This is a genomic window from uncultured Clostridium sp. (assembly GCF_937920395.1).
Classification (GTDB): domain Bacteria; phylum Bacillota; class Clostridia; order Clostridiales; family Clostridiaceae; genus Clostridium_AD.
In genome coordinates, this window is record NZ_CALEVF010000190.1 from 1 (window position 1) to 23,699 (window position 23,699).

Annotated in this window: 24 protein-coding genes; 8 read left to right on the forward strand and 16 right to left on the reverse strand. The window is 31.1% G+C overall.

The window, feature by feature from the left end; all coding sequences use genetic code 11:
• The first annotated feature begins 126 nt into the window (after window positions 1-126).
• The 3 genes from Q0649_RS12160 (at window position 127) to Q0649_RS12170 (ending at window position 2,896) form a co-directional block, all read left to right on the forward strand.
• Entirely contained in the window at window positions 127-492 is a 366-nt protein-coding gene (locus Q0649_RS12160; RefSeq protein ID WP_298842175.1) for a DUF1667 domain-containing protein, read from the forward strand.
• 120 nt (window positions 493-612) lie between these two features.
• Window positions 613-2,103 (forward strand): glycerol kinase GlpK, encoded by a 1,491-nt coding sequence (gene glpK, locus Q0649_RS12165; RefSeq protein WP_298842178.1) that lies wholly within the window; start codon window positions 613-615, stop codon window positions 2,101-2,103.
• 85 nt (window positions 2,104-2,188) lie between these two features.
• The gene (locus tag Q0649_RS12170) at window positions 2,189-2,896 is read left to right on the forward strand and encodes an MIP/aquaporin family protein (protein ID WP_298842181.1); all 708 of its coding nucleotides are present in this window, start codon (window positions 2,189-2,191) and stop codon (window positions 2,894-2,896) included.
• Between the two features lie 74 nt (window positions 2,897-2,970).
• On the opposite strand, the gene Q0649_RS12175 is transcribed toward Q0649_RS12170, so the two are convergent.
• The 6 genes from Q0649_RS12175 to Q0649_RS12200 are packed head-to-tail and all read right to left on the reverse strand — an operon-like array spanning window position 2,971 to window position 9,664.
• Window positions 2,971-4,350, reverse strand: a complete 1,380-nt coding sequence (locus Q0649_RS12175; protein ID WP_298842184.1) for an aspartate aminotransferase family protein — start codon at window positions 4,348-4,350, stop codon at window positions 2,971-2,973.
• On the reverse strand, window positions 4,340-5,155 hold the full coding sequence (gene phnX / locus Q0649_RS12180; protein ID WP_298842187.1) for a phosphonoacetaldehyde hydrolase: 816 nt from the start codon (window positions 5,153-5,155) through the stop codon (window positions 4,340-4,342). The genes Q0649_RS12175 and phnX overlap by 11 nt, the downstream gene beginning before the upstream one ends.
• Window positions 5,148-6,245 carry a 2-aminoethylphosphonate--pyruvate transaminase gene (gene phnW, locus Q0649_RS12185; protein ID WP_298842190.1) on the reverse strand — a complete coding sequence of 366 codons (1,098 nt, stop codon included), beginning with the start codon at window positions 6,243-6,245 and terminating at the stop codon, window positions 5,148-5,150. Before phnW ends, phnX begins: the two co-directional genes overlap by 8 nt.
• Before the next feature lie 21 nt (window positions 6,246-6,266).
• Window positions 6,267-7,253, reverse strand: coding sequence for an extracellular solute-binding protein (locus Q0649_RS12190; protein WP_298842193.1), 987 nt, complete (start codon window positions 7,251-7,253; stop codon window positions 6,267-6,269).
• A gap of 55 nt (window positions 7,254-7,308) precedes the next feature.
• The gene (locus Q0649_RS12195; RefSeq protein ID WP_298842196.1) at window positions 7,309-8,919 is read right to left on the reverse strand and encodes an ABC transporter permease subunit; all 1,611 of its coding nucleotides are present in this window, start codon (window positions 8,917-8,919) and stop codon (window positions 7,309-7,311) included.
• Window positions 8,912-9,664, reverse strand: coding sequence for an ABC transporter ATP-binding protein (locus Q0649_RS12200; protein ID WP_298842199.1), 753 nt, complete (start codon window positions 9,662-9,664; stop codon window positions 8,912-8,914). The genes Q0649_RS12195 and Q0649_RS12200 overlap by 8 nt, the downstream gene beginning before the upstream one ends.
• 259 nt (window positions 9,665-9,923) lie before the next feature.
• Between Q0649_RS12200 and Q0649_RS12205 the strand changes: the two genes are divergently transcribed.
• Window positions 9,924-10,688 carry a DeoR/GlpR family DNA-binding transcription regulator gene (locus tag Q0649_RS12205; RefSeq protein WP_298842202.1) on the forward strand — a complete coding sequence of 255 codons (765 nt, stop codon included), beginning with the start codon at window positions 9,924-9,926 and terminating at the stop codon, window positions 10,686-10,688.
• Between the two features lie 86 nt (window positions 10,689-10,774).
• On the opposite strand, the gene hisE is transcribed toward Q0649_RS12205, so the two are convergent.
• The 10 genes from hisE to Q0649_RS12255 all read right to left on the reverse strand — a co-directional run bounded on the left by hisE (window position 10,775) and on the right by Q0649_RS12255 (window position 18,584).
• Entirely contained in the window at window positions 10,775-11,110 is a 336-nt protein-coding gene (hisE, locus tag Q0649_RS12210) for a phosphoribosyl-ATP diphosphatase (protein WP_298842207.1), read from the reverse strand.
• A gap of 58 nt (window positions 11,111-11,168) precedes the next feature.
• Window positions 11,169-11,507: a phosphoribosyl-AMP cyclohydrolase gene (hisI, locus tag Q0649_RS12215; RefSeq protein ID WP_298842244.1), complete on the reverse strand. Its 339-nt coding sequence runs from the start codon at window positions 11,505-11,507 to the stop codon at window positions 11,169-11,171.
• 68 nt (window positions 11,508-11,575) lie between these two features.
• Complete coding sequence (gene hisF, locus Q0649_RS12220; RefSeq protein WP_298842210.1) at window positions 11,576-12,337, reverse strand: imidazole glycerol phosphate synthase subunit HisF; 762 nt, start codon at window positions 12,335-12,337, stop codon at window positions 11,576-11,578.
• 3 nt (window positions 12,338-12,340) lie between these two features.
• A complete protein-coding gene (gene hisA / locus Q0649_RS12225) occupies window positions 12,341-13,057 on the reverse strand; it encodes a 1-(5-phosphoribosyl)-5-[(5-phosphoribosylamino)methylideneamino]imidazole-4-carboxamide isomerase (protein ID WP_298842212.1) in 717 nt (238 codons plus the stop codon).
• Window positions 13,057-13,659: an imidazole glycerol phosphate synthase subunit HisH gene (gene hisH, locus Q0649_RS12230; protein ID WP_298842215.1), complete on the reverse strand. Its 603-nt coding sequence runs from the start codon at window positions 13,657-13,659 to the stop codon at window positions 13,057-13,059. The genes hisA and hisH overlap by 1 nt, the downstream gene beginning before the upstream one ends.
• Window positions 13,660-13,670: 11 nt before the next feature.
• Entirely contained in the window at window positions 13,671-14,261 is a 591-nt protein-coding gene (gene hisB, locus Q0649_RS12235; protein ID WP_298842218.1) for an imidazoleglycerol-phosphate dehydratase HisB, read from the reverse strand.
• Window positions 14,262-14,312: 51 nt separating this feature from the next.
• Window positions 14,313-15,353 carry a histidinol-phosphate transaminase gene (hisC, locus tag Q0649_RS12240; protein ID WP_298842221.1) on the reverse strand — a complete coding sequence of 347 codons (1,041 nt, stop codon included), beginning with the start codon at window positions 15,351-15,353 and terminating at the stop codon, window positions 14,313-14,315.
• Window positions 15,353-16,645 carry a histidinol dehydrogenase gene (gene hisD, locus Q0649_RS12245; RefSeq protein ID WP_298842224.1) on the reverse strand — a complete coding sequence of 431 codons (1,293 nt, stop codon included), beginning with the start codon at window positions 16,643-16,645 and terminating at the stop codon, window positions 15,353-15,355. The genes hisC and hisD overlap by 1 nt, the downstream gene beginning before the upstream one ends.
• Complete coding sequence (gene hisG, locus Q0649_RS12250; protein WP_298842227.1) at window positions 16,645-17,292, reverse strand: ATP phosphoribosyltransferase; 648 nt, start codon at window positions 17,290-17,292, stop codon at window positions 16,645-16,647. The genes hisD and hisG overlap by 1 nt, the downstream gene beginning before the upstream one ends.
• A 2-nt stretch (window positions 17,293-17,294) precedes the next feature.
• Entirely contained in the window at window positions 17,295-18,584 is a 1,290-nt protein-coding gene (locus Q0649_RS12255) for an ATP phosphoribosyltransferase regulatory subunit (protein WP_298842230.1), read from the reverse strand.
• A 404-nt stretch (window positions 18,585-18,988) separates the two neighbouring features.
• Between Q0649_RS12255 and Q0649_RS12260 the strand changes: the two genes are divergently transcribed.
• The 4 genes from Q0649_RS12260 (at window position 18,989) to Q0649_RS12275 (ending at window position 23,575) form a co-directional block, all read left to right on the forward strand.
• Window positions 18,989-20,074, forward strand: coding sequence for an ABC transporter ATP-binding protein (locus Q0649_RS12260; RefSeq protein ID WP_298842233.1), 1,086 nt, complete (start codon window positions 18,989-18,991; stop codon window positions 20,072-20,074).
• A 14-nt stretch (window positions 20,075-20,088) separates the two neighbouring features.
• Complete coding sequence (locus Q0649_RS12265; RefSeq protein ID WP_298842236.1) at window positions 20,089-20,979, forward strand: ABC transporter permease; 891 nt, start codon at window positions 20,089-20,091, stop codon at window positions 20,977-20,979.
• Between the two features lie 2 nt (window positions 20,980-20,981).
• On the forward strand, window positions 20,982-22,817 hold the full coding sequence (locus Q0649_RS12270) for an extracellular solute-binding protein (RefSeq protein WP_298842240.1): 1,836 nt from the start codon (window positions 20,982-20,984) through the stop codon (window positions 22,815-22,817).
• Between the two features lie 116 nt (window positions 22,818-22,933).
• Window positions 22,934-23,575: a pentapeptide repeat-containing protein gene (locus Q0649_RS12275; RefSeq protein ID WP_298842242.1), complete on the forward strand. Its 642-nt coding sequence runs from the start codon at window positions 22,934-22,936 to the stop codon at window positions 23,573-23,575.
• The last annotated feature ends 124 nt before the right edge of the window (window positions 23,576-23,699 follow it).

Sequence of the window (23,699 nt, forward strand, 5' to 3'; positions counted from 1 at the left end):
ATGCATTTAAAGAAAAAGATACTTACACCAGGTGAAATGGAAAGTGTTAAATTAACTAAAGCAGTTTTTGATAAATATAGTGACTGCAAAAAAATTACTATTAAAGTTGAAAAGGAGTAATATATTATGAGTACAAGGGAATTGACTTGCATAGGCTGTCCAGTAGGTTGTGCTCTTACAGTAGAACTTAAGGGCAAAGAAGTTATAAAAGTATCAGGAAATAATTGTAAAATTGGTGAGACTTACGGTAAGAAAGAATGTACTAATCCTACAAGAATTGTCACTTCATCTGTTTTTGTTTCTGGAGGAAACGCTAAAGTCGTTCCTGTAAAAACGCAGAGTGATATACCAAAGAATTTAATGTTTGATTGTGTAAAAGAATTAAAAGGTGTTATAGTAAAAGCACCTGTTCATATAGGTGATGTTGTTCTCAAAAATGTACTTAATACAGGAGTAAATATTATAGCCACTAAGAATATTTACGTGGTATAATAATACTAGCTTACTAATATTTCATTAAAAAATTCGCGATATTATTCAGTATAATATCGTGGTTTTTACAAATTCAAAGTAAACGGTTACCAAATTAAATTGATGAGGGGTGTAAAAATTATGGCTCAGTATGTAATTGCACTAGACCAAGGAACAACAAGTTCAAGATGCATTGTGTTTAATAAGGCAGGATTAATTGTAAGTGTAGCTCAAAAAGAATTTACACAAATATTTCCTAAAGCAGGTTGGGTTGAACATGATCCTATGGAAATTTGGGCTACTCAATTAGGTGTAACACAAGAAGCTATGGCAAAAATTGGTATAACAGCAAAAGATATTTCTGCCATTGGTATAACTAATCAAAGAGAAACTACAGTAGTTTGGAATAAGAATACTGGTGTTCCTGTATACAATGCTATTGTTTGGCAATGCCGAAGAACAGCTGGAATATGTGATGAATTAAAAACTACAGGCTTTGATAAAGTAGTACAAGCTAAGACTGGACTTATACTTGATGCTTATTTTTCTGGAACTAAAGTTAAATGGATATTAGATAATGTTGCTGGCGCAAGGGAAGAAGCAAACAAAGGTAATTTAATATTTGGTACTATTGACACATGGTTAATTTGGAAGTTAACAAATGGAAAAGTTCATGTAACTGATTATACAAACGCTTCTAGAACAATGCTTTACAACATTCATGAATTGAAATGGGACGATGAAATACTTAAAACTTTAGATATACCAAAATCAATGCTTGCAGAAGTTAAACCTTCAAGTTACTGTTATGGATATACTGATAGTTCAATATTTGGCTCACCAATCGCTATAGCTGGCGCAGCAGGAGATCAACAAGCTGCATTATTTGGCCAAACTTGTTATGAAGCAGGAACAGCTAAAAATACTTATGGAACTGGTTGTTTCCTATTAATGAATACTGGTGAAAAAGCAGTTGAATCACATAATGGTTTACTTACAACTATAGCTTATGGTATTGACGGTAAAGTTAACTATGCTCTTGAAGGAAGTGTGTTTGTAGCTGGTGCTGCTATTCAATGGTTAAGAGATGAACTAAGAATGATTAAGAATGCACCAGAATCAGAAGAATATGCAACTGCAGTTGATGATACAGACGGTGTATATATGGTACCTGCTTTTGTTGGACTTGGTGCACCATATTGGGATCCATATGCAAGAGGAACAATTGTTGGTTTAACTCGTGGTACTAAAAAGGAACACTTTATAAGAGCAGCACTCGAATCATTAGCTTATCAGACAAATGATGTATTAAAAGCTATGCAAGAGGATTCAGGCATTACACTTACATCCCTAAAAGTAGATGGTGGTGCATGTGCTAATAACTTCTTAATGCAATTTCAAGCAGATATATTAAATGTTCAAGTTGATAGACCAGAAGTTATTGAAACAACAGCGTTAGGTGCTGCATATTTAGCCGGCCTCGCAGTTGGATATTGGAAGAATCAAGAAGAAATTTCAAAGAACTGGGCATTATCAAGATCTTTCCGTTCAAAAATGGATGAAGAAAAAAGGGTTAAGCTTTTAAAAGGATGGCATAAAGCAGTTGGTAGATCTAGAGACTGGGAAGAATAAATAAAATGTATTTAGCAGAAGTAGAATGCATAATGCATTTTACTTCTGAAATAAATAAATAACTTATATATAGGGGGATGATATTATGTTACCATATTATGCGGAGTTTTTCGGAACAGCATTACTAATTCTTCTTGGTGATGGCGTAGTAGCAAATGTAGTTTTAAATGATACAAATGGACATGATGGTGGTTGGATAGTTGTAACTTTTGGTTGGGCGTTCGCAGTTGGTATACCAGCTTACATATTTGGAACAGCTAGTGGTGCCTCTTTTAATCCTGCACTTACTATTGCACTAGCTTACGCTGGTAGTTTATCATGGTCAGTTGTACCTGGCTATTGTATTGCTGAAGTACTTGGAGGTATACTCGGTGGAGTTCTAGTATGGCTTATGTATTACCCTCATTGGGCAGCTACAGATAACAAAGTAGGAAAACTTGCTATCTTTTGTACAGCACCTAGAATTAAATGTACACCAGCAAATTTTTTATCAGAATTTATAGGAACATTCGTATTAGTATTTGCATTATTAGGAGTTGCTCAAACTAAATCAGCTCCTGGATTTGGTCCACTTATTGCAGCATTTATTATTTTAGTTATCGGTTTAAGTTTAGGTGGTCCAACGGGATATGCTATTAATCCTGCAAGAGATTTAGGACCAAGAATTGCTCATGCAATATTACCGATAGCTGGTAAAGGCGATTCTAATTGGTCATATGCATGGATACCAGTAGTTGCTCCAATTTGTGGCGGTTTTATAGGTGCACTCGCAGCCGTTGCTATGTTTGGTTAGTTTAGTATTAAAATTTAAAGTTATAATAACTTATTTATTAAAAATAAGTCAACAAATAAAAACATCCAATATTATTAATATTGGATGTTTTTATTTGTTGTTAAACTAGACTTTATAGCCCTATCGAAAATACTAAAAGCTTTATCAATTTCACTTTTCGTGACGATAAGCGGTGGATGCCAAGTTATACAATTTCCTGCAGATACTTTAAATGACAACCCAAGCTCTAGGGATTTGTATAAAATATTTTCTGCAAGTTCTTCATATTTAGTCTTTGAATCTCTACTTTTTACGAATTCAAAGGTAATTAATAATCCTAAGATTCGTACGTCACCAATACACTCATAGGTGTTATAAAGTACTATGGCCTTTTCTTTTACGTACTCCGATATTTTTCTGCAATTATCTATTAGATTATTTTCATCAATAAAATCTATAGTTGCACAGATAGCAGCGCATCCTACAGCTGGTTTTTCATGGGTATAATGTCCCAGTGAAATGTCTCCCGCCTTATCATATTTAGTTTTTGTTAGCACAGCTGCTTGTGGTATTATTCCACCACCAAGTCCCTTACCAAGCACCATTATATCTGGCTCTACATCAAAATTTTGATGCACATAAAATTCTCCACTTCTGCCAAGTGCCGTAGGTATTTCATCAAAGATTAATAATATTTCAAATTCATCACATATTTCTCTAAGTTTTTTAAAATAGCTTTTAGGAGGTATATGTGTATCTGTAGCTCTAACAGGTTCTAACAATATAGCTCCTATATCTCCCTCATTCTTTATTATATATTCAATATAATTTAAGCAAAATTTAGATATATCTTCTTCACTTTCACTCCCAATTAAATTTCTATACCCATTGTAGGGGATTGCCTTTATGCATCCCGTCATTAGAGGTCCCATATCCTTTTTAAAGGCATATTCTCCTCCCACAGAAATAGCATCAAGACCTGCCCCGTGAAAGGATTCCCACATAGATATAACCTTATGTCTTCCTGTAGCCTTTCTTGCAATTTTAAGTGCTAATCCTACAGCAGCAGTTCCTGATGGAGTGAATAATACTTTATAATCTTTTGATGTTGTCTTATTCACTAATGCATTCGCTGCCTTTATAGCAATGTCTGCGGTGTACCTTCTAGGAATAAATGGTAACTCCTTCATTTGATTTATAACAGCTTCTATTACATATGAATTTTTATAACCTACCTGATGTAAACTATTACCGTGAAAGTCTAAGTATTTCTTCCCTGCCATATCGTAAACGTAACACCCTTTCGCGTTAACAATTACGTCCATACAAGGTGTAGACATGGATTGTTTCATAAATATAGCCTGGTCAGCCTTTAAAAAGTCTTTACTCTTATCATCAAGAGAATTTATCCATTTTGCTCGGTCTTTACTAAAATTAACGTCTCCTTCACGATTTAATCCTTTATTATTTTGCATTTGGCCTTTTACCCTCATTTATTAATTTATTAATCTTTTCAATTAGCCCCGGAAGCTCTACCATAGTTTTTATAGTAAAATCTGCACCAGCTTTAAAAAAACTATCCTCAGTATTTTTAATAACTTCATTTCTAGCATTTACACTAAGGTTAATAAATTGCTCATAACTCAGTCCCATCTGCGAGCTTCCAACTACAACTCCTACAGACCAAACTCCTGCATTTATTCCTTCCTTAATATCAGATATCGTATCTCCTACTTTTATAACCTTAAATGAAGCCGTAAGACCTAACTTTTCAATGTTTTTAAATATCATATATGGATACGGTCTACCAATAAAGTTCGTATCATCAGGTGTTACAAAACAATCGGGCTCATACCCATTTTTACTCGCGCCCTCTGTTACTATCTTCATCATCTCACCAGTATATCCTGTAGTTGATCCAATTTTTATTCCACGGCCTTTTAATATTCTAACTGTATTTACAACCTCTGGAATTGGGTCTGTATATTTAGTCAGCGATGCCATAAGTAAAGGCTTAAAATCACTATACAAATCATCAATATCCTTCTCAATAAAATCTCTACCATATTTTTCTTTCCACATTTCTCTTATCCTAGGCATTTGGAGCATAGCCTTAATATGATCTCTTTTAAGCAATCCCATGGGAGCTCTTGCCTCATCCATAGTTACTTCTATCCCCATTTTTTTAAATATTTTTAAAAATATATTTACAGGTGCAAAACATCCGAAATCAATGGTTGTTCCTGCCCAATCAAATATAACTCCTTCAACTTTATTCATGTCTTTTTCCTCCCATATATCCTTCAATTATGTTACATACTTTTTCAATATCCTCTTTATATATCTCACCAATGTTACCTATTCTAAAGGAATCAACCTTTGTTAACTTACCAGGATATAGAACATAACCCCTTTCCTTCACGTAATTATAGAAATCGCTAAAGTCAAAATCTACCCTTGGAAAAAGAAAAGTAGTAATAATAGGAGATTGAAGTTCTTCTTTTATATAAGCATCAAAGCCCATATCTTTTAATTTAGATCTTAGTAAATAATTATTTTTTTTATAACGATCATATCGAGCTTCTACTCCACCTTCCTCAATTAATTCATCAATTGCCTTTGAAAAAGCAGCTACCACATGAGTTGGAGATGTAAATCTCCATTTCCCATCCTTGTCCATACTTTTCCACTGATCATACAAATCCAAACACAGACTCTTTGAATTACCAGAGCATTTAAGAAGTCTTTCTATCTTAGCAATTACAAAACAAAATCCAGGTACTCCTTGAATGCATTTATTTGAGCTACTAACCAAATAATCTATTTCTAAATTTTGTACATCAATTGGTATTCCTCCAAAACTACTCATTGCATCAATAATTAATACTTTGCCATAATCCTTAGATATTTTTGCAATCTCATCAAGTGGATTAAGTATACCTGTGGTTGTTTCTGAATGAACCATAGCAATATGAGTTATTTCTATATCCTTATCAAGAATATCTTTTATGTCCCTCGTTTCAAAAACCTTATCATACTCTAAGTTATAGCAAACATAATTAATACCCATATATTTAGCCATTTTTATAATTCTTTCGCCATAAGCTCCATTAGATATTATAAGTAGCTTGTCTTTTTCACTTATAGTAGAGTGCAAAACGGACTCAACACCAAAACTTCCACTTCCTTGCATAAGAACTGTAGTGTAATCCTTAGGTGATGCTTTAGCTATTTTAAGAAGCTCAAATCTAATCTTTTGAGTTATTGCTTTATATTCATCATCCCAAGTACACCTATCAAAAAGCATTTCTTCTTTAACTGTCTTTGTTGTTGTAAGTGGTCCTGGTGTCAAAAGTTTATAATTATTCATATGAACTAACCCTCTTTTTACTTATTTTGAAGTCGTAAAGAATTGTTGATGTTTTTTAAGAAGTTCAACTGTTAATGGCTGTGCAAACTTTTTAGGATTTCCTGGTTTATTCAAATTATTAATAGTCTCCCCTTTATAAAGTGCTACAGGATAATCTTTAATAAGTAAAGGCCTTGCTTTAGTTACTATAACTTTTGCCATTTCCATAGCAAGTTTTGTTGTTGCCGTATCTTTCTTTTTAACAACTGCAATTGATTCTGTAAGTGAATAATTACCTTCTATTGGATCAATATAATCAATATCGAGTCCTTTAGCTTTATCAGCTACAGCTTGATGACGAAGTCCAAATCCCACCGCAACTTCTCCAACTCTAACTTTTTTTATTGGACCTGATCCAGAAGTTTCTATGTGAGGGCCACAATTTATAATCAATTTGTGAAGTACAACGGTACCTTCTTTTTCACCATATTCACTTATAATTGACTGAATAAGAAGCCAAGCTGTTGAGGAATTCATTATATTAGGTATTGAAACTAAGCCTTTATACTCATCTTTAGTTAAATCTTTTATAGATTTTGGCATAGTAAGTCCTTTTTCTTTTATAACCTTTGTATTAACGAATATTGCACCTGTGTTTGCAAGTATCGGAGTATAATAACTTGGATATTTTTCCAGTGCATTTGTTTTAAAATTTAAATCCTCAAACATATCATTTTTCTTTTGTGCACTGTCTATAAAATAAGAACTCATTGTCACTAAATTCGCCTCAATCTCATCACCCTCTGCCATTAACTTTCCACCAAGTTCAGACGTACCTTGAGTTTGTAATACATATTTCCCATCATAACCTGATGCATTAAGAGTTTTTTTCATAGATGCCACAGCTTCCTCATCTGCATTAGTATAAATAACTACCTTTTGAGGACCCTTAGGACTACAACCTATAAGTGCTACCGACATTGAACATACCATTAAAGAAATTGTAATAATTTTAAATATCTTATTCATAATTAAATCTCCTTCGCTTTACGTTTTTTTATTAAGTACATTTATTTATGGATTGCTATTTTTTATTAAGAAAATCACAACCAAGTTTAATACATATATTAGTTAAAAATATAAGTATAGACAGTATGAAAACCCCGTTAAAATTTTGAAAGTATTGGAGTTCGTTAATTTTACTTGTTAACATAGAAGTTCTTGCAGTTACAAGAAAAATAATAGCACTAATTGTAACCATGGAATTTATAAAATAATACCCAAACATCTCGACTATTGTTACTATTGAATTAGGAATAATCACTCTCGTTATAGTTTTTATCCAGTTATCGCCCATTAATTCTCCTGTTGTTTCCCAAGTTGGATTCATTTTTGACAGGGAATTTTTAGCCATGAGATAAGGTGTAGTAAAGAAATGTACTATGTTACAAATTATTATTATAGCAAATGTTCCTTTTAAATCGCTCTTATTAAAAAGCATTAAGTATGAAAGTCCTAAAACCATACCTGGAACCGTATTAGTTATCATTGAAAATGCATCCATCGTCATTTTGACTTTCTTTTTCATACTAGAGCGAGCATTTACAATAGCTGAACTGTAACATGTTACAGTACCAATAATCGCTGAAATAATTGCTACTATGAATGAATTCCCATATACCTCCAAAATATCTCCTGATAAAATAGTGCTTTTAAAAATCTGGGCCGTAAAACTCATATCATAAGGATAATTTTTTACAAAAGGTGCTACAAACATGACTAAAAATATTAACATAATTGAGGCCACAACAATTACTGATACTAGAGCAAACGAAATATCTCTAAATTTGTTTTTGCATATTTCAATCTTTGTAAATTTGTCATAACTAAAATTAAATTTTTCTAGATAATTCAACAGTAGCACCCCAAAGACCGCAGGTAAAAGCATAAGTATAGCTATAGCGGCTCCAGCATTAAAATCTGGTATAGACCCTAGCATTACCTGATAAAGCTGCATTGATATTACGCTGTAGGTTCCACCTACTGAGGCCGGTATACCAAAGTCTGTAAAGCTCAAAATAAAGCTAAGTACAAACGCCCCACCAAGTGTTCCAATTAAAGGTCTAAAAATTGTATTCATGAAACTTTTAAATAAATTATCACCCATTAGCTTTGAAACAATAATAAATCTTTTATCAATATACTCAAAAGAATTATTAATAAGAAGAAACGCTGAGGGCAGAGTATAAATTACATAACCTACTAAAAGCCCATTAAACCCATAAATTTTAAATAACTCTCTTCCGAAAAGTTTTGTAAGTAGCCCCTGCTTACCAAAAGAATATATTATAGCGAAACCATAAGTTATAGTAGGTAAGAGCATTGGTATTGAAATTCCTATCTTTATTAGGTTTTTTAAAGGTCTAAACATTTTTGTGCAGTTTACACCATAAGCAAGTATAAAAGCTAAAATTGTTGTTATCAAAGAAGTTATTAGAGAAATCTTTATACTATTTTCTATAGAAATTAAAAATTCCTTATTATGTGTAACAAAATAATAGTTAAAAAATCCTATTCCTATATCACTATTAAGAGACTTAATCAAAAGTACTAGTAATGGAGTAAAAAGAAATGCTATAAAAAATAATGCTATAACAATAAATATAATTTTAGTTTCAGTTTTTTTTCTATACATAATTTTCTCCAAATAAGTTATAAATGTTATCTTTCTTTATTTTCAATTGACGTAGTATAAATTCTTCTACAAAACTATTTTTAGGCTCATGTACTATTTCACTTGGCGATCCATATTGTGAAACCTTACCTTTATCAATAATTAGCACTTTATCAGCCATAGTTAAAGCTTCCTCCGGATCATGAGTTACTATTATCGTCGTTAGTTTATATTCTCTAGTAATAGCCTTAATCTTTTCCTTTATTGTCTCCTTTATAACTCCATCAAGAGCACTAAGTGGCTCATCTAGAAGAAGTATTTTGGGTTTTATAGCAAGTGTTCTTGCGAGTGCCACTCTTTGTTTTTGTCCACCAGATAACTCATGAATCTTTTTGTATAAATGAGGCTTTAACTCTAAAAAATCTATAAGTGTTTTAAGCTCCTCATTACTTACTAAATTAGGTTTATTTCTTAGTCCATATACAATGTTCTTATAAGCATTAAGATTAGGGAAAAGGGCATAATCTTGAAAAACAATATTAAATCCACGATCCTTCATGGATACTTTACTTATATCAACACCATTGAATATAATTGAGCCACTATCCATATCCGTTATTCCCAAAATAATATTAAGTAATGTAGTTTTACCACTACCACTTGGTCCCAGCATAGAAACGATCTCTCCATTTTCTATTTTTATATTTATATCATCTAATATTAATTTACCATCAAATCCTTTTGTTATACTTCTGAGCTCTAACATTTAATTCACCTCCAAAATGTTTTACTTTTAAGATCATCGCTCTTTTAGTATACATTTATAAAGGTTAAACTATATTATGAACAGGTTAAGAATGTGTAAATTATAACTATTTGTTTATCATGTTTATACCATATCATGACATACTTTATTAATATATATGATAATTTATTTATACTTTAAAGACCATATTCTTGTATATTGTCATTATTTATGATAAATTGTATGTATAATAATAAAAAAACCTTAAGGGAGTGATTTTATGTTACCAATTGAAAGGCAAAAAAAGTTCTTAGAATTACTTTCAACAAAAGATGTAGTTACCATCTCTGAATTCATCAGTGAATTTAACATATCAATAGAAACAGTTAGGCGTGACCTATCTATTTTAGAGAAACAAAGTAAAATAGAAAAGGTATATGGAGGGGCAAAACTCAAGCTTGTAAGCTTTGGGGAGCCAACTATGGAAAATAGAATGATAAATAAATTATTTCAAAAACAATCGATTGGAAAAAAATGTAGTGAATTTATAAATGATGGGGATTGTATTTTTATTGACAGTGGTTCCACCACATACCAAATTTCTAAATACATAACAGATAAAAAGAACTTAACAATAATAACTAACTCAATTCCAGTTTTAAATGAATTAATAAATACCAAACATGATATTATAGTAATTGGTGGGAAGGTAAGACATAATGAAAGATCTATTGTAGCCTACGATTACATCTTTAATTTTTCTCAACTTAACATTCAAAAAAGTTTTATTTGTGCAGGTGGAATTACATTAGAAAATGGAATCTCAGATTATAACATGCAAGAAGCAGTAATACGAAAGACTATCCTAGAAAGATCAAAAGAAACATTCGTAGCCGCTGACAGCAGCAAATTTGGTAGAGATGTTACAATTAATATTGCTCCAATTGACAAAGTTAATTTTATTATTACTGATTCTAATTTAACTAAAAACATGGCTAGCAACTTTAATAAATACAAATCAAAAATAATTATAGCTGAAGAGTAAATTCTTCAGCTATAATTATACAATAGTCTTTTTATAAATATTAAATTAAAGTGTTCAATCTTAGTGTATTAACTAAACAAAACCGCCTAGTGTATACTTTCAATATCTACTCTCTTTTGTTTTTTATTGCATATCTTTCCCCGTCTTTTTTCTAGTTCAGTTACAACAGCATCTATTTTTATACCCTTTGCCACCATAAGCACCAATGTGTGGTAAAATAAGTCTGATATTTCTCCAACAGTCTCCTTATCGTCATCATTCTTGCTGCTAATTATTACTTCTGCACTTTCTTCTCCTACTTTTTTTAATATTTTGTCTAGTCCTTCTTCAAATAAATAACTAGTATATGACCCCTCTATATGAATAGATTTTCTTTCCTCGATTATCTTATAAAGTTCTTTTACTACGTTAGTTTCACTCATTTTATGGTTCTCCTTTTATATTTATTTTAAGACCTTAATTGATATTGTTATTTTTTAGCTATACTTTTTGCTGCCAAATTTCCCTGTAAAAACAAGTTTTATTACCAGTATGACAAGCTGCTCCCACTTGCTCAACTTTAATAAGAATTGTATCTCCATCGCAATCAAACTTTACACTTTTTACATATTGAAAATGACCTGAAGTTTCTCCCTTGTTCCACAACTTATTTCTTGATCTGCTAAAAAACCAAGTAGTTCCACTTTCCATTGTTTTTTTAAAAGACTCCTCGTTCATATATGCAAGCATTAAAACATCTCCACTGCACTGCTCTTGAATAATTGCAGGTATTAACCCCTTATTAAATTGAATTTCATTTATACTATCCACATTAACCACCACATTTCTTTTTTAAAATTATATCATAAACACATAAACTTTAACTTGTTATAATTTACTTCATATAATTAAATTCTAATTTCTAAATTTTTATTTTTAAGATACTCTTTTACTTCTCTAATGGAAAGTTCTTTATAATGAAATATAGAAGCCGCTAGTGCAGCATCTGCACCACTTTTTTCAAAAACATCATAAAAATCTTCTATTTTACCACATCCACCTGATGCTACTACAGGAATGTTTACAATATCTGTTATGGCATTTATAAACTCTATATCATACCCTTGTTTTGTTCCATCTGCATCCATACTTGTTAAAAGTATTTCACCTGCACCTAATTCTTCAACCTCTTTTGCCCATTTAAGCGCATCAAGTCCCGTATTTATTCTTCCACCATTTATAACTACATGCCACCCAATATTGTTCTCATTTTTTTTTCCATCGATTGCAACCACAACGCATTGGCTTCCATATTTTGCTGCTGCCTGCGTTATAAGTTTAGGATTACGAATTGCAGCAGAGTTTATAGATATTTTATCAGCTCCTGCTCTAAGTATTTCTTTAAAATCCTCTATACTTTTAATTCCACCTCCTACAGTGAGTGGAATAAATACTTTCTCAGCAGTCCTTTTTATAACATCAATCATTGTTTTTCTTCCCTCATGAGTGGCTGTTATATCTAAAAATACAAGTTCATCTGCGCCTTCGCTGTTGTAAAACTCAGCAATTTCAACAGGATCTCCTACGTCAGTTAAGTTAACAAAGTTTATCCCTTTCATTACCCTTCCATTAGTTACATCAAGGCAAGGTATGATTCTTTTAGTAAGCATGTGCTAAGCCCTCCCTTCGAGTATTGCCTCTTCAAGCGATATATTTCTACTATACAGTGCTTTTCCAATAATTGCTCCATATATGTTCATTTTCTTAAGCTTTTTAATATCCTCAATACATTTCATGCCACCGGATGCAATAATATCACAAGAAACCTCATCATTTATTTTTCCAGTTGCCTCAAAATTAGGTCCAGTCAAAGTCCCATCACGACTTATGTCAGTAAAGATTATAGTTTTTATACCTATATTCTCCATTTGTTTTGCAAAATCTATATATTCTACTTTACTACTCTTTTGCCAACCTTCTACGGCAACAAATCCATCTCTTGCATCTATTCCAATAGCAATTTTATCTCCAAACTTTTTCACTGCTTCTTTTACAAGCGATGGATTGTTTAAAGCTGCAGTACCAAGTATAACTCTACTTAATCCCTTGCTAATTAGCATTTCTATTGTATCTATATTTCTAATCCCACCGCCAAGTTGTATAGGAATCCTTAAATCTTTTATAATTTTATTTATACTATTTAAATTTTCAATAGATCCTTTTAACGCTCCATCTAAATCTACCATATGTAAATATTCTGCTCCCTTATTCATAAAAGATAGAGCAGTTTGGAGTGGATCTTCCCCTACAACTTTTGCTGACACGAATTCACCCTGAAAAAGTCTAACACATTTGCCACCCTTTAAATCTATTGCTGGAAATACTTTCATTACACTACCTCCGCGAAGTTTTTAAGTAATTTCATCCCAAAATCTCCACTTTTCTCTGGATGAAACTGCATACCAAATATATTGCCCTTGCTTACAATTGCAGGTATCTTTTTCTCATACATACTGTATGCATTTATAATACCCTCCTCACAATTTACTGCATAATAAGAATGTACAAAATATACATAATGATTTTCTTCTATGCCTCTAAGTAATGGAGAGTTATTTTCAAAAAATAAACTATTCCATCCCATGTGTGGAATTTTTATTGAACCTTCAAGTTTTATTATTTCTCCTTTTAATAACCCTAATCCCTGGCATTTTTTAACCTCACAACTTTCCTCAAAGAAAAGTTGCATACCAAGGCATATGCCAAGTATTGGTTTTCCTTCTTTAACAGCCTGTTTAATTACTTTATCAATTCCACTGTTTTTCATATTCTTCATTGCATCTGGAAAGGCACCTACTCCAGGAACAATAATGCTTCTGCACTTTGATATTTCCTCAGCATTTGATGATATAATTGACGATATATTCAATGACTTAAGTGCATTTTGAACACTACTTAAATTTCCAACACCATAATCAACTATCGCTATCATAGTTTTCCTCCTTATAAAGATCCTTTTGTAGACATAACACCTTTTATTCTTTTATCATATGTTAGTGCTTCACTTAATGATTTTCCAAAAGCTTTGAATAAACCTTCTACCATATGATGGTTGTTTTTTCCATATATAATCCTTGCATGAAGAGTTATCCCACTATTCATAGCTAAAGCCCTAAAAAATTCTTCCACCATTTCTGTATCAAAATCTCCAATTTTTTCTACAGTAAAATCGGCATTGAACACCAGGTAAGGTCTACCACTTAAATCAAGTGAAACTGTAGCCAATGTTTCATCCATAGGTACAAAACTAGTTCCATACCGTTTTATACCCTCTTTGCCCTTTAGTGCCTCTTTAATTGCAAGTCCAAGTACTATCCCTACATCTTCAATAGTATGATGAGAATCTACAAATAAATCTCCCACAGCTTTAACATATAAATCTAGAAGTCCATGTTTTGCAAAAAGGTTTAGCATATGGTCAAAGAAACCTATACCTGTATTGCCTTCAAAATTTCCAGACCCATCTAAATTTATACGTACCTCAATATTAGTCTCATTACTTTTTCTTGATATTTTTGCTTCTCTTTGAATCATATAGCTATCTCCTTTTGAAATGTCGATTGAATTTACATATTGATCTATTTTCTATATAATATTTTTCAATAAACAGTTATTTTCTTCTCTGCTTCCTATTGTTATTCTCAAACAGTTTACTAATTTACCTGAAGTATAACAACGCACATTTATACTTTGTTTTAAGAGCTTTTCTCTAAGTTCTAAAGCATTTGAGACCTCAACTAGTATAAAATTTGCTTTGGCTTTATAAAGCTTTATTCCATTAATATTGCTCAATTTTTCCCATAAGTAAACTCTCTCTGCTAGTATGTTTTTAACATTGTTATATATTATTTCTGGCTTTTTTAATACAACACATGCTATATCTTGAGTGATAGAATTCACATTGTAAGGTGGCTTTACTTTTTTTAGTTCGGACATTAGAACATTATTCGTAATCATAAATCCTAGTCTTATAGCCGCAAGGCCAATTTTCGAGCAAGTTCTTAGTACTATTAAATTATCATAAAAATCTATTTTATCTACAATAGTCTCGCCATAAAATTCAAAGTATGCCTCATCAATTACTACAATACGTTTGCATCCTTCTATTATTCTAATAATATCCTCTCTTTTAATAATGTTACCAGTAGGATTATCAGGATTAGATAAAAATACGATTTTAACCTTTTCACTATTAGCCATGTTAATAAAACTTTCTACATCCAATTCCAATTCTGTTCCAAGTGAAAATTCAATTGGGATTCCACCAGCAACCTTAGTATATAATCCATACATTGAGAAATCAGGACTTTGCATTGCTACTTTATCACCAGGTCTTAAAAATGTATGAGCAATTATTTGAATACACTCATCTGAACCATTTCCAGCCATTACATTTATACTATTTACATTAGCATATTTAGCATAAAGCGCGCAAACCTCCAGGGCCTCTGGATCTGGATACCTATTATAAATGGAATGTTCTATTACCTTGCCTATTTCTTTTCTAGTTTCAAAATCAATGTTATTAAAACTTTCATTGGCATTTAACCTTACTTTATAATCAGTTTTACCTGCACTATATGATTCAAAATCACATAAATCTTCTCTAAACAAATCTTCTACCATTATTTAAACCTCACTTTAATTGAATTTCCATGAGCTGTAAGCCCTTCAACATCTGATAATTTTATTACCTTATCTTTAACTTCGCATAGAGCTTGCTTAGTATAATATATATAACTTGATTTTTTAATAAAATCATCTACGGATAAGGGGGAAAAGAATCTTGCAGTTCCACTTGTTGGTAGAACATGATTAGGCCCGGCCATATAATCTCCTAGTGGTTCTGGTGCATATTCACCTAAAAATATGGAACCAGCATTTTTTATATCACATAAATAATTAAATGGATCACGAACCATTACTTCAAGATGTTCAGGTGCAATGTCATTAGCAAGTTCTATAGCTTCTTCTATATTTTGGGCTATTAAAATAACTCCATATTTCTCTAATGATTTCTTGATGATTTCATATCTGCTCATCTCTTTTATCTGTATTTCTAGCTCCTTAACTACCTTATTTGCAAGGTCTCTTGAGGTAGTTATAAGCATTGCTGATGCAAGAACATCATGTTCCGCTTGCGACATTAAATCTGCTGCAATGAAATGCTGATTTGCAAACTCATCTGCAATAATTAATATTTCACTTGGGCCTGCAATCATATCTATGGCAACAGATCCAAACACACTCTTTTTGGCCATAGCGACATAAATGTTTCCTGGTCCTACTATTTTATCTACTTTAGAAATATTTTCTGTACCATATGCAAGTCCAGCAATCGCTTGTGCACCACCTATTTTGTAAATCTTATCAACTCCAGCTATATCTGCTGCAACTAGAATATGAGGATTAACTGTTCCATCCTTAAGTGGTGGTGTTACCATCACTAAATTTTCAACGCCAGCAACCTTTGCTGGAATTGCATTCATAATAACAGATGATGGGTAAGATGCTGTGCCACCAGGTACATATATTCCTACACTTTCAAGTCCTCTTACAGTTTGGCCTAAAATAGCACCTTTCTCTTTTGTCATCATCCAACCATTTCTCTTTTGTTTTTCGTGAAATTCAGTAACATTTGCTTTTGCAATTGTTATAGCATCTAAAAAATCTTGGTCAACCATTTTATACGCATTTTTAATTTCTGTATCTGTTACAACAAAATTTTCTAGTGTGATATTTTTACTATCAAATTTCTGAGTGTATTCAATTATAGCGTCATCGCCTCTAGTTCTTACATCTGCTAAAATCTTATCTACTATAATATTTGCATCTTTTTGAACATCCTCTGTTCTTTTTTTTAAAAACTTCATATATTCTTTTCCATCAATACTATTTGCCTCTATAATTTTTATCACTATATCATCGCCTCATTTTTATCTACATATTGTTGAACCTTAACTATTAAAGTACCTATCTCATCCTTTTTCATCTTCATGCTAGCTCTATTGACTATCATTCTTGCACTAATATCACATATTTTTTCTATAATAATCAATCCGTTCTCCCTAAGAGTGTCACCTGTTTCAACCAAATCTACAATTGCATCAGATAACTCTAGTATTGGAGCAAGTTCAACTGAACCATCTAATTTAATAATTTCAACATCTTCATTGTTTTTTTTAAAATATTCTTTTGCAACTGTTGGGTATTTAGTAGCTATTTTTTTACGATTATACCCATCATAACTTTTAAAACTTGGTAATGCTGCAACTGCAAACATACATTTTCCAACCTTTAAATCTACTACTTCATAAAATTCTTTGTTTTGCTCCATCAAAGTATCTTTACCAACGATTCCAATATCTGCTGCGCCATGTTCTACATAGGTTAAAACATCTGTAGACTTGACTAAAACAAATTCTATATTATTTCTTACATCCTTAAGAATTAATTTTCTTCCCTTATTTTTAAGATCTGTACAATCTATTCCTATATCTTCAAACATAGAAATAGCATACTTTTCTAATCTTCCTTTTGTTAATGCTATGCGTATTGCTTTCATAATTATTCCCCCAAAATGTTAATATACATATCTAATCCATTAATAAATTTCTCGACACTTGTCTTAAATTTATTTTTGCTTTTAGTATCTATTATTTCAATAATATTTTCTTCTAATATGCAAATTATTTTCTCTATTCCCTTATTCTGTGCATAATTCAGAGCTTTTTCTTTCTCTTCAAATAAACTTAATTCAGTACTAAGACCTTTGGTTCTAATTTGCTCTGCAAACTTGTATGCACATGCGGCTAATCTATTTTCAAAATAAATCATAAATTTTTCATTAACATTCTTATTATCATTACCTTGCTTTGAAAGGACAGACTGAATATTGTCCACATCTATTGCAAATCCAACTGCTGGCATTGATGCACCAAATTTTGATATTAGATTATCATATCTTCCTCCACTAATGATGGTTGTTCCTACTTCACTGCTATATCCTCTAAATGTTATCCCGGTATAATAATCAATATGCTGTACCATTCCTAAATCAATAGAAATATATTCACCAAATCCTACACTTAATATACGCTCATAAATTTTTTCTATAGTATCGAGTGATGCAAGTGCTCTCTTATTTTGAGTTAACTTTCTTGCAGCGCAAAGCACTTCAATTCCACCAAACAGTTCAGGTAATTTTTTCAAAGCTTCTACATTTTCTATACCAAATGTTGATTCTTTATCATCTATAAATTCTCTTAATACTCCAAAGTTCTTATTTTCAACAAGACCCCTTAATCTTTCCATTTCTTCATAATCAAGTTCTATATCTTCTATAAGTCCCTTGAAAAACTCAGCTTGACCGATTTCTAGCTCAAATTTCTTTACTCCTATAGTAAGTAAAGATGAAATAGCAGTTATAATAACTTCTGCATCTGCTTTAGGGCTTTCACTCCCAATTATTTCAATTCCAGATTGGGTCATTTCACTAACCTTTCCATTCCAATCTTCATTTATTCTAAATATATTTCCGCTATAACATATTCGAAGTGGGTATGCTGAATCACGAAGTTTTGTAGCAACAATTCTCGCTATTGGCATAGTCATATCTGGTCTTAACACTAATATTCTTCCTGCATTATCAAAAAGCTTATACATTTTTTCCTGCTCAATTGATACGTCATCTCCCTGAAAAACATCATAAAATTCAAGTGTTGGAGATATTACTTCTAAATAACCGGTACTTAAATATATGTTTCTAAGTGTATCTATAATTTTAATTTTATTATTACAATCCTCGAAAAGTATATCTCTTGAACCTTCAGGTATATGTCTTTTCCAATTATTCATTATTCCACTCCTCCGATTCTGATTCTCTACTTTAACGCGTTAACACTTTATCTTGTTAAAAGATTACCATTTTTTTATTGGTAAGTCAACACTTGATTTTATAAAATTTCTATAAGTTCTAAAAATTACAACAATTGATGTTTTTATATTAAGTAATTTCTTAATTCAAAATCGTTTATTGGGCATATTATATCATTCACCCATTTTTCATTCTACATATTTAACGAAACTTTCAAACATTGTTTAAAAGTTTTCCTACAATATAAGACCAAGTTATTGATATTTAAAAATTATTGTGCTATTATTCTAAAGTCATTATTATTCAAGATAATGCATAATTATAAATTTTAATAAAGAAGTTTCAATTATAATATAGTATTTTACTAAAAAGGAGCTGTTACGGTGTGACAAAAAGTGTTTTCGTTCAATTGTTAAATATTTGTAAGAGTTTTAATCAAGATGATCCTATCATTAAAAACTTAGATCTTGATATACGTCAAGGAGAATTTCTAACCCTACTGGGACCAAGTGGTTGTGGAAAAACCACTACATTAAGAATGATTGCAGGTTTCGAATTGCCTACAAGTGGCGAAATTATAATTGATGGTGAAAATATTACGCAAAAACCACCTTACCTTAGGTGTGTAAATACAGTATTTCAAAACTATGCATTATTTCCTCATATGAATATATATGATAATATAGCCTTCGGTCTTAAAATGAAAAAAGTACCCAAAAGTGAAATAAAAGATAAAGTAAATAAGATGTTGAAAATGGTACAACTTGAAGGTTTTGAGAATAGAATGCCCTCTATGTTAAGTGGTGGACAAATGCAAAGAGTTGCTATAGCACGAGCTATCGTAAACAAACCCAAAGTTCTTCTTTTAGATGAGCCCCTAGGTGCGCTTGATTTAAAGCTCAGGAAACAAATGCAATTAGAACTTAAGCATCTTCAAAAAATTCTTGGTATAACTTTTGTTTTTGTTACCCATGATCAAGAAGAAGCATTGACCATGTCAGACCGAATTGTTGTTATGAACAGTGGCGTTATTGAGCAAATTGGGACACCTGAAGAACTTTATGAACACCCTAAAACTAAATTTGTAGCTAACTTTTTAGGTGAGACAAACATCCTAGAAGGTGAAATTGTTAAACTAAAAGAGAACGAAGTTTTGCTTAAGCTTTATGAAGAAGAAGATATAATTAGAATACCTAACCATAATTATAATTTAGGTGATAAATTTATAGTTTCTGTTAGACCTGAGAGAATTAAAATTAAAGAAATTGTTGAAGAAGGCGACGTTTGGTTAGTTTGTAGATTTAAGGAAAGAATCTATGTAGGTTCAACCATAAAAGTTATTATGCTTCTAAAAGACAATAAAGAAATTATAGTTAATGAGCCAATAGGTAAAAGTTTTGTATTCTTAAATGAGACTAAAGAATATTTTATAACATGGAATCCTAATCATACTATAGTTATTAAGGAATAAAGGAAGTTAAGCAAATGAAGATTAAGAAATCGAAAAATTCTATAAATAAATATTTAAACTTACATCTAAAATATTTAACAACAATTTCACCTGCTCTCATATGGCTGATAGTATTTTTTGTTATGCCACTTTTATTTATAGTTGTAGTGAGTTTTTCTACTAGAGGCGAAGTTGGAAACATAATATATAAGTTTACTTTAGAAAACTATGTTAGGCTTTTAGACCCTCTTTATATTAATATTTTTCTAAAATCACTCCTAATAGCTGTCTATACTACCATGTTATGTTTGATTTTCGGATATCCATTTGCCTACATAATAGCAAATGTTAATAAAAAAATTAAGCCACTACTACTTTTATTAATAATACTTCCATTTTGGACTAACTCATTAGTTAGAACCTATGCAATAATAGTATTACTTAAAACAGAAGGAATAATAAATACACTACTATTACATTTTCATATTATAAATATACCGCTTAATTTAATGTATAACAATTTTGCAGTTATGGTTGGTATGCTATATATGATGTTTCCATTTATGGTTCTTCCTCTATATACTTCCATAGAAAAACTGGACAAGAGAATATTAGATGCTGCTTCTGATCTTGGAGCAGGTCCGTTTTATAAATTTATCAAAATTATTCTTCCACTTACTAAAGGTGGCATTGTATCAGGTTCTATTTTAGTTTTTATTCCTACCCTTGGACTTTTCTTTGTAACTGACCTTATGGGAGGTAGTAAGGTAATCCTTATGAGTAATTTAATTAAAAATCAGTTCCTTACTGCAAGAGATTGGCCATTTGGTTCTGCTATATCAGTTATTTTAATAATTGTTATGTTATCTGTTATTTTATATAGTACAAAACTAACTGGAACTAAAGGAACTAAGGAGGTATTATAAAGATGAAAAACAAAAAAACAAATTCACTTAAATTTTTATATTTGATTCTAATATTTATGTTTTTATATATACCAATTATAGTACTTATCGGATTTTCCTTTAATCAGTCAAAATTAAATGTAGTTTGGACCGGTTTCACATTTAAATGGTATGGCAGTTTACTCCATAATGCGGGCATATTAGATGCTGTTAAGAACTCATTTATTATAGCTATAATTAGTACAATAATTTCTGTAATTATAGGAACTTTGGCCGCCATTGGAATGTATAGATACAAATTCCGCACTAAAAAATTAGTTGATGCAATACTTTATGTACCTTTAGTTATACCTGAAATAGTTATGGGCATATCCCTACTTGCTTTTTTCTCCATAGCAAAGATCCCTTTAGGTAGAGTGTCTTTAATTATTGCACATGTTACTTTCAGCATAGCCTATGTTGTTGCAGTAGTTAAAACTAGACTCGACGGCTTCGATAGGTCGGTCGAAGAAGTTGCTATGGATCTTTACGCCACACCTATAAAAACCTTTTTCAATGTAACCTTACCAATTATTATGCCAGGCGTTATTGCCGGTGCATTACTTGCTTTTACTTTATCACTTGATGATGTAATAATTAGTTTTTTTGTAGCTGGGCCTGGTAGTGTTACTTTGCCGCTTAAAGTATTTTCTATGGTAAAGTTTGGCGTTACCCCTGAGATCAACGCCTTATCGACCATACTAATATTATTAACTATTATAATAATTTGTTTTGCACTTTTAATTCGAAATGTAAATATAAATATGAAAAAAATTGGAGCTATATTAACATCAATTTTGCTTATATTTGGATTTATTGGTGGTGGAATATTCACTTATGCTAAACACAATGCGGAGCCTAAGGAAGTTTTAAATGTTTTTAACTGGTCTGAATATTTACCACAATCCGTTATAGATAAATTTGAACAAACCTATAATATTAAAGTAAATTATAGTACTTTTTCATCAAATGAAGAAATGCTTGCAAAAATCATGGCAGGTGGTGGAAATTATGATCTAACAGTAGCTAGTGATTTTATGGTTGAAATATTAAGTAAACAAGGACTTATAACTCCAATTAATAAATCTAGTTTAACAAATTTAAGCAATATAGGCCCTCAATATTTAAACCTCCCCTTTGATCGAGGTAATAAATATAGTGTCCCATATATGTGGCTTGCAGGGGTAATCTCTTATGACAGTTCAAAAATCCCTGAAGGTACAATAAAAGGATATAAGGACCTTTGGAAACCTGAGTTTAAAAATTCTTTGACTGTCCTTGATGATGAGAGAGTTATAATTGGAATGACGCTTAAGATGCTTGGATATCCGCTAAATGAGACTAATCCAGTAGCTCTTCAAAAGGCAAAAGAGGCACTTATAAAACTTCAGCCTAACATAAAATCTTATGATAGTGATAGTCCCAAAACAAGCCTTATAAATGGGGAGTCAAAAGCAATATTTGCCTGGGGAGCAGAAGGAAATTTGGCACGTATTGAAAACCCAAATATAAAATACGTAATCCCAAAGGAAGGGCTATTTCTTCAACAAGATAATTTTGTAATTCCCAAAGCTGCAAAAAATGTTAAAGCAGCGCAGCTTTTTATAAATTTTATAATGGATCCGAAAATAAGCGCTGAGATTTCTCATAAATTCCCTTATGGAAATCCTAATACCGCAGCTTATAAATATATAGATAAAAAAACACTTGATGATAAAGCCGTTTATCCTCCAAAAGAAACTGTTAAAAAAGGTGAATACTTGAAGGATATAGGAAAATCAGTAACAGATTTAGATAAGATATGGACAGAAGTTAAATAAAAGATTGACTTTTATTAAATTTGTGTATAGTATTTATAGTGAAATTAAAAACTTCTATCCACTTTTAAAATTGGCTAGAAGTTTTTTGATGTTTATTAATTTAAGGGAGGCAAATAATGGCTACAAATAGAAGTGTTAAAGGTAATTTTAATTATAACAATATAGAAAAAACAGGAAAAAACTTTATGTATAAAAATCTTGAAAGAAGTAATTGCTATAATAGTGATTTTTCAGATTCAAATTTCAATTATGTTAATTTTAGAGGTGCTCATTTCAAATCTTGTGTATTTATTGAATGTACTTTTAAATGGACTGAGTTCATTGGTACAAATTTTAAAGACAGTGATTTTCAAAATGCTATATTTGAAAATGCTTTATTTGATTCGGTAAATTTAGATGGTGCAGATTTTAAAGACGTGGAATTTAAAAACACTATATTTTTATCAACAGATGTTCATAAGGCTAAAAATCTAAGCCTTAAAAATCCAGAAATAAAAATATATGATGAAGTTCCGGAGCTTGAAATTAGTGAAGAACTTAGATCAGCAATTTTAAATGTAATGAAAAATAAATATGTAAAAGCAGCAAGAGTCCTTGATACAAAAGATGGTGGTATTAATATAATAAATATAATGATATTACTAGAAAATTTTGATGAAGAAACTTTGATTAAAGGATTAAATATTATTAGTGATGACTTAAACTGTGATTTTCATACATTAAGTTACATAATTAAATATTTAAATAATAATATGTAAAAACACTATTTTAAAAAACTTTATTTTGTAAATAATAATATTATTATGACATCAAAATGAATAAGGAGTACATAAGATGAATGGGCGGTCACATCAAAAGATAGCAATGTTATCATACGCAATA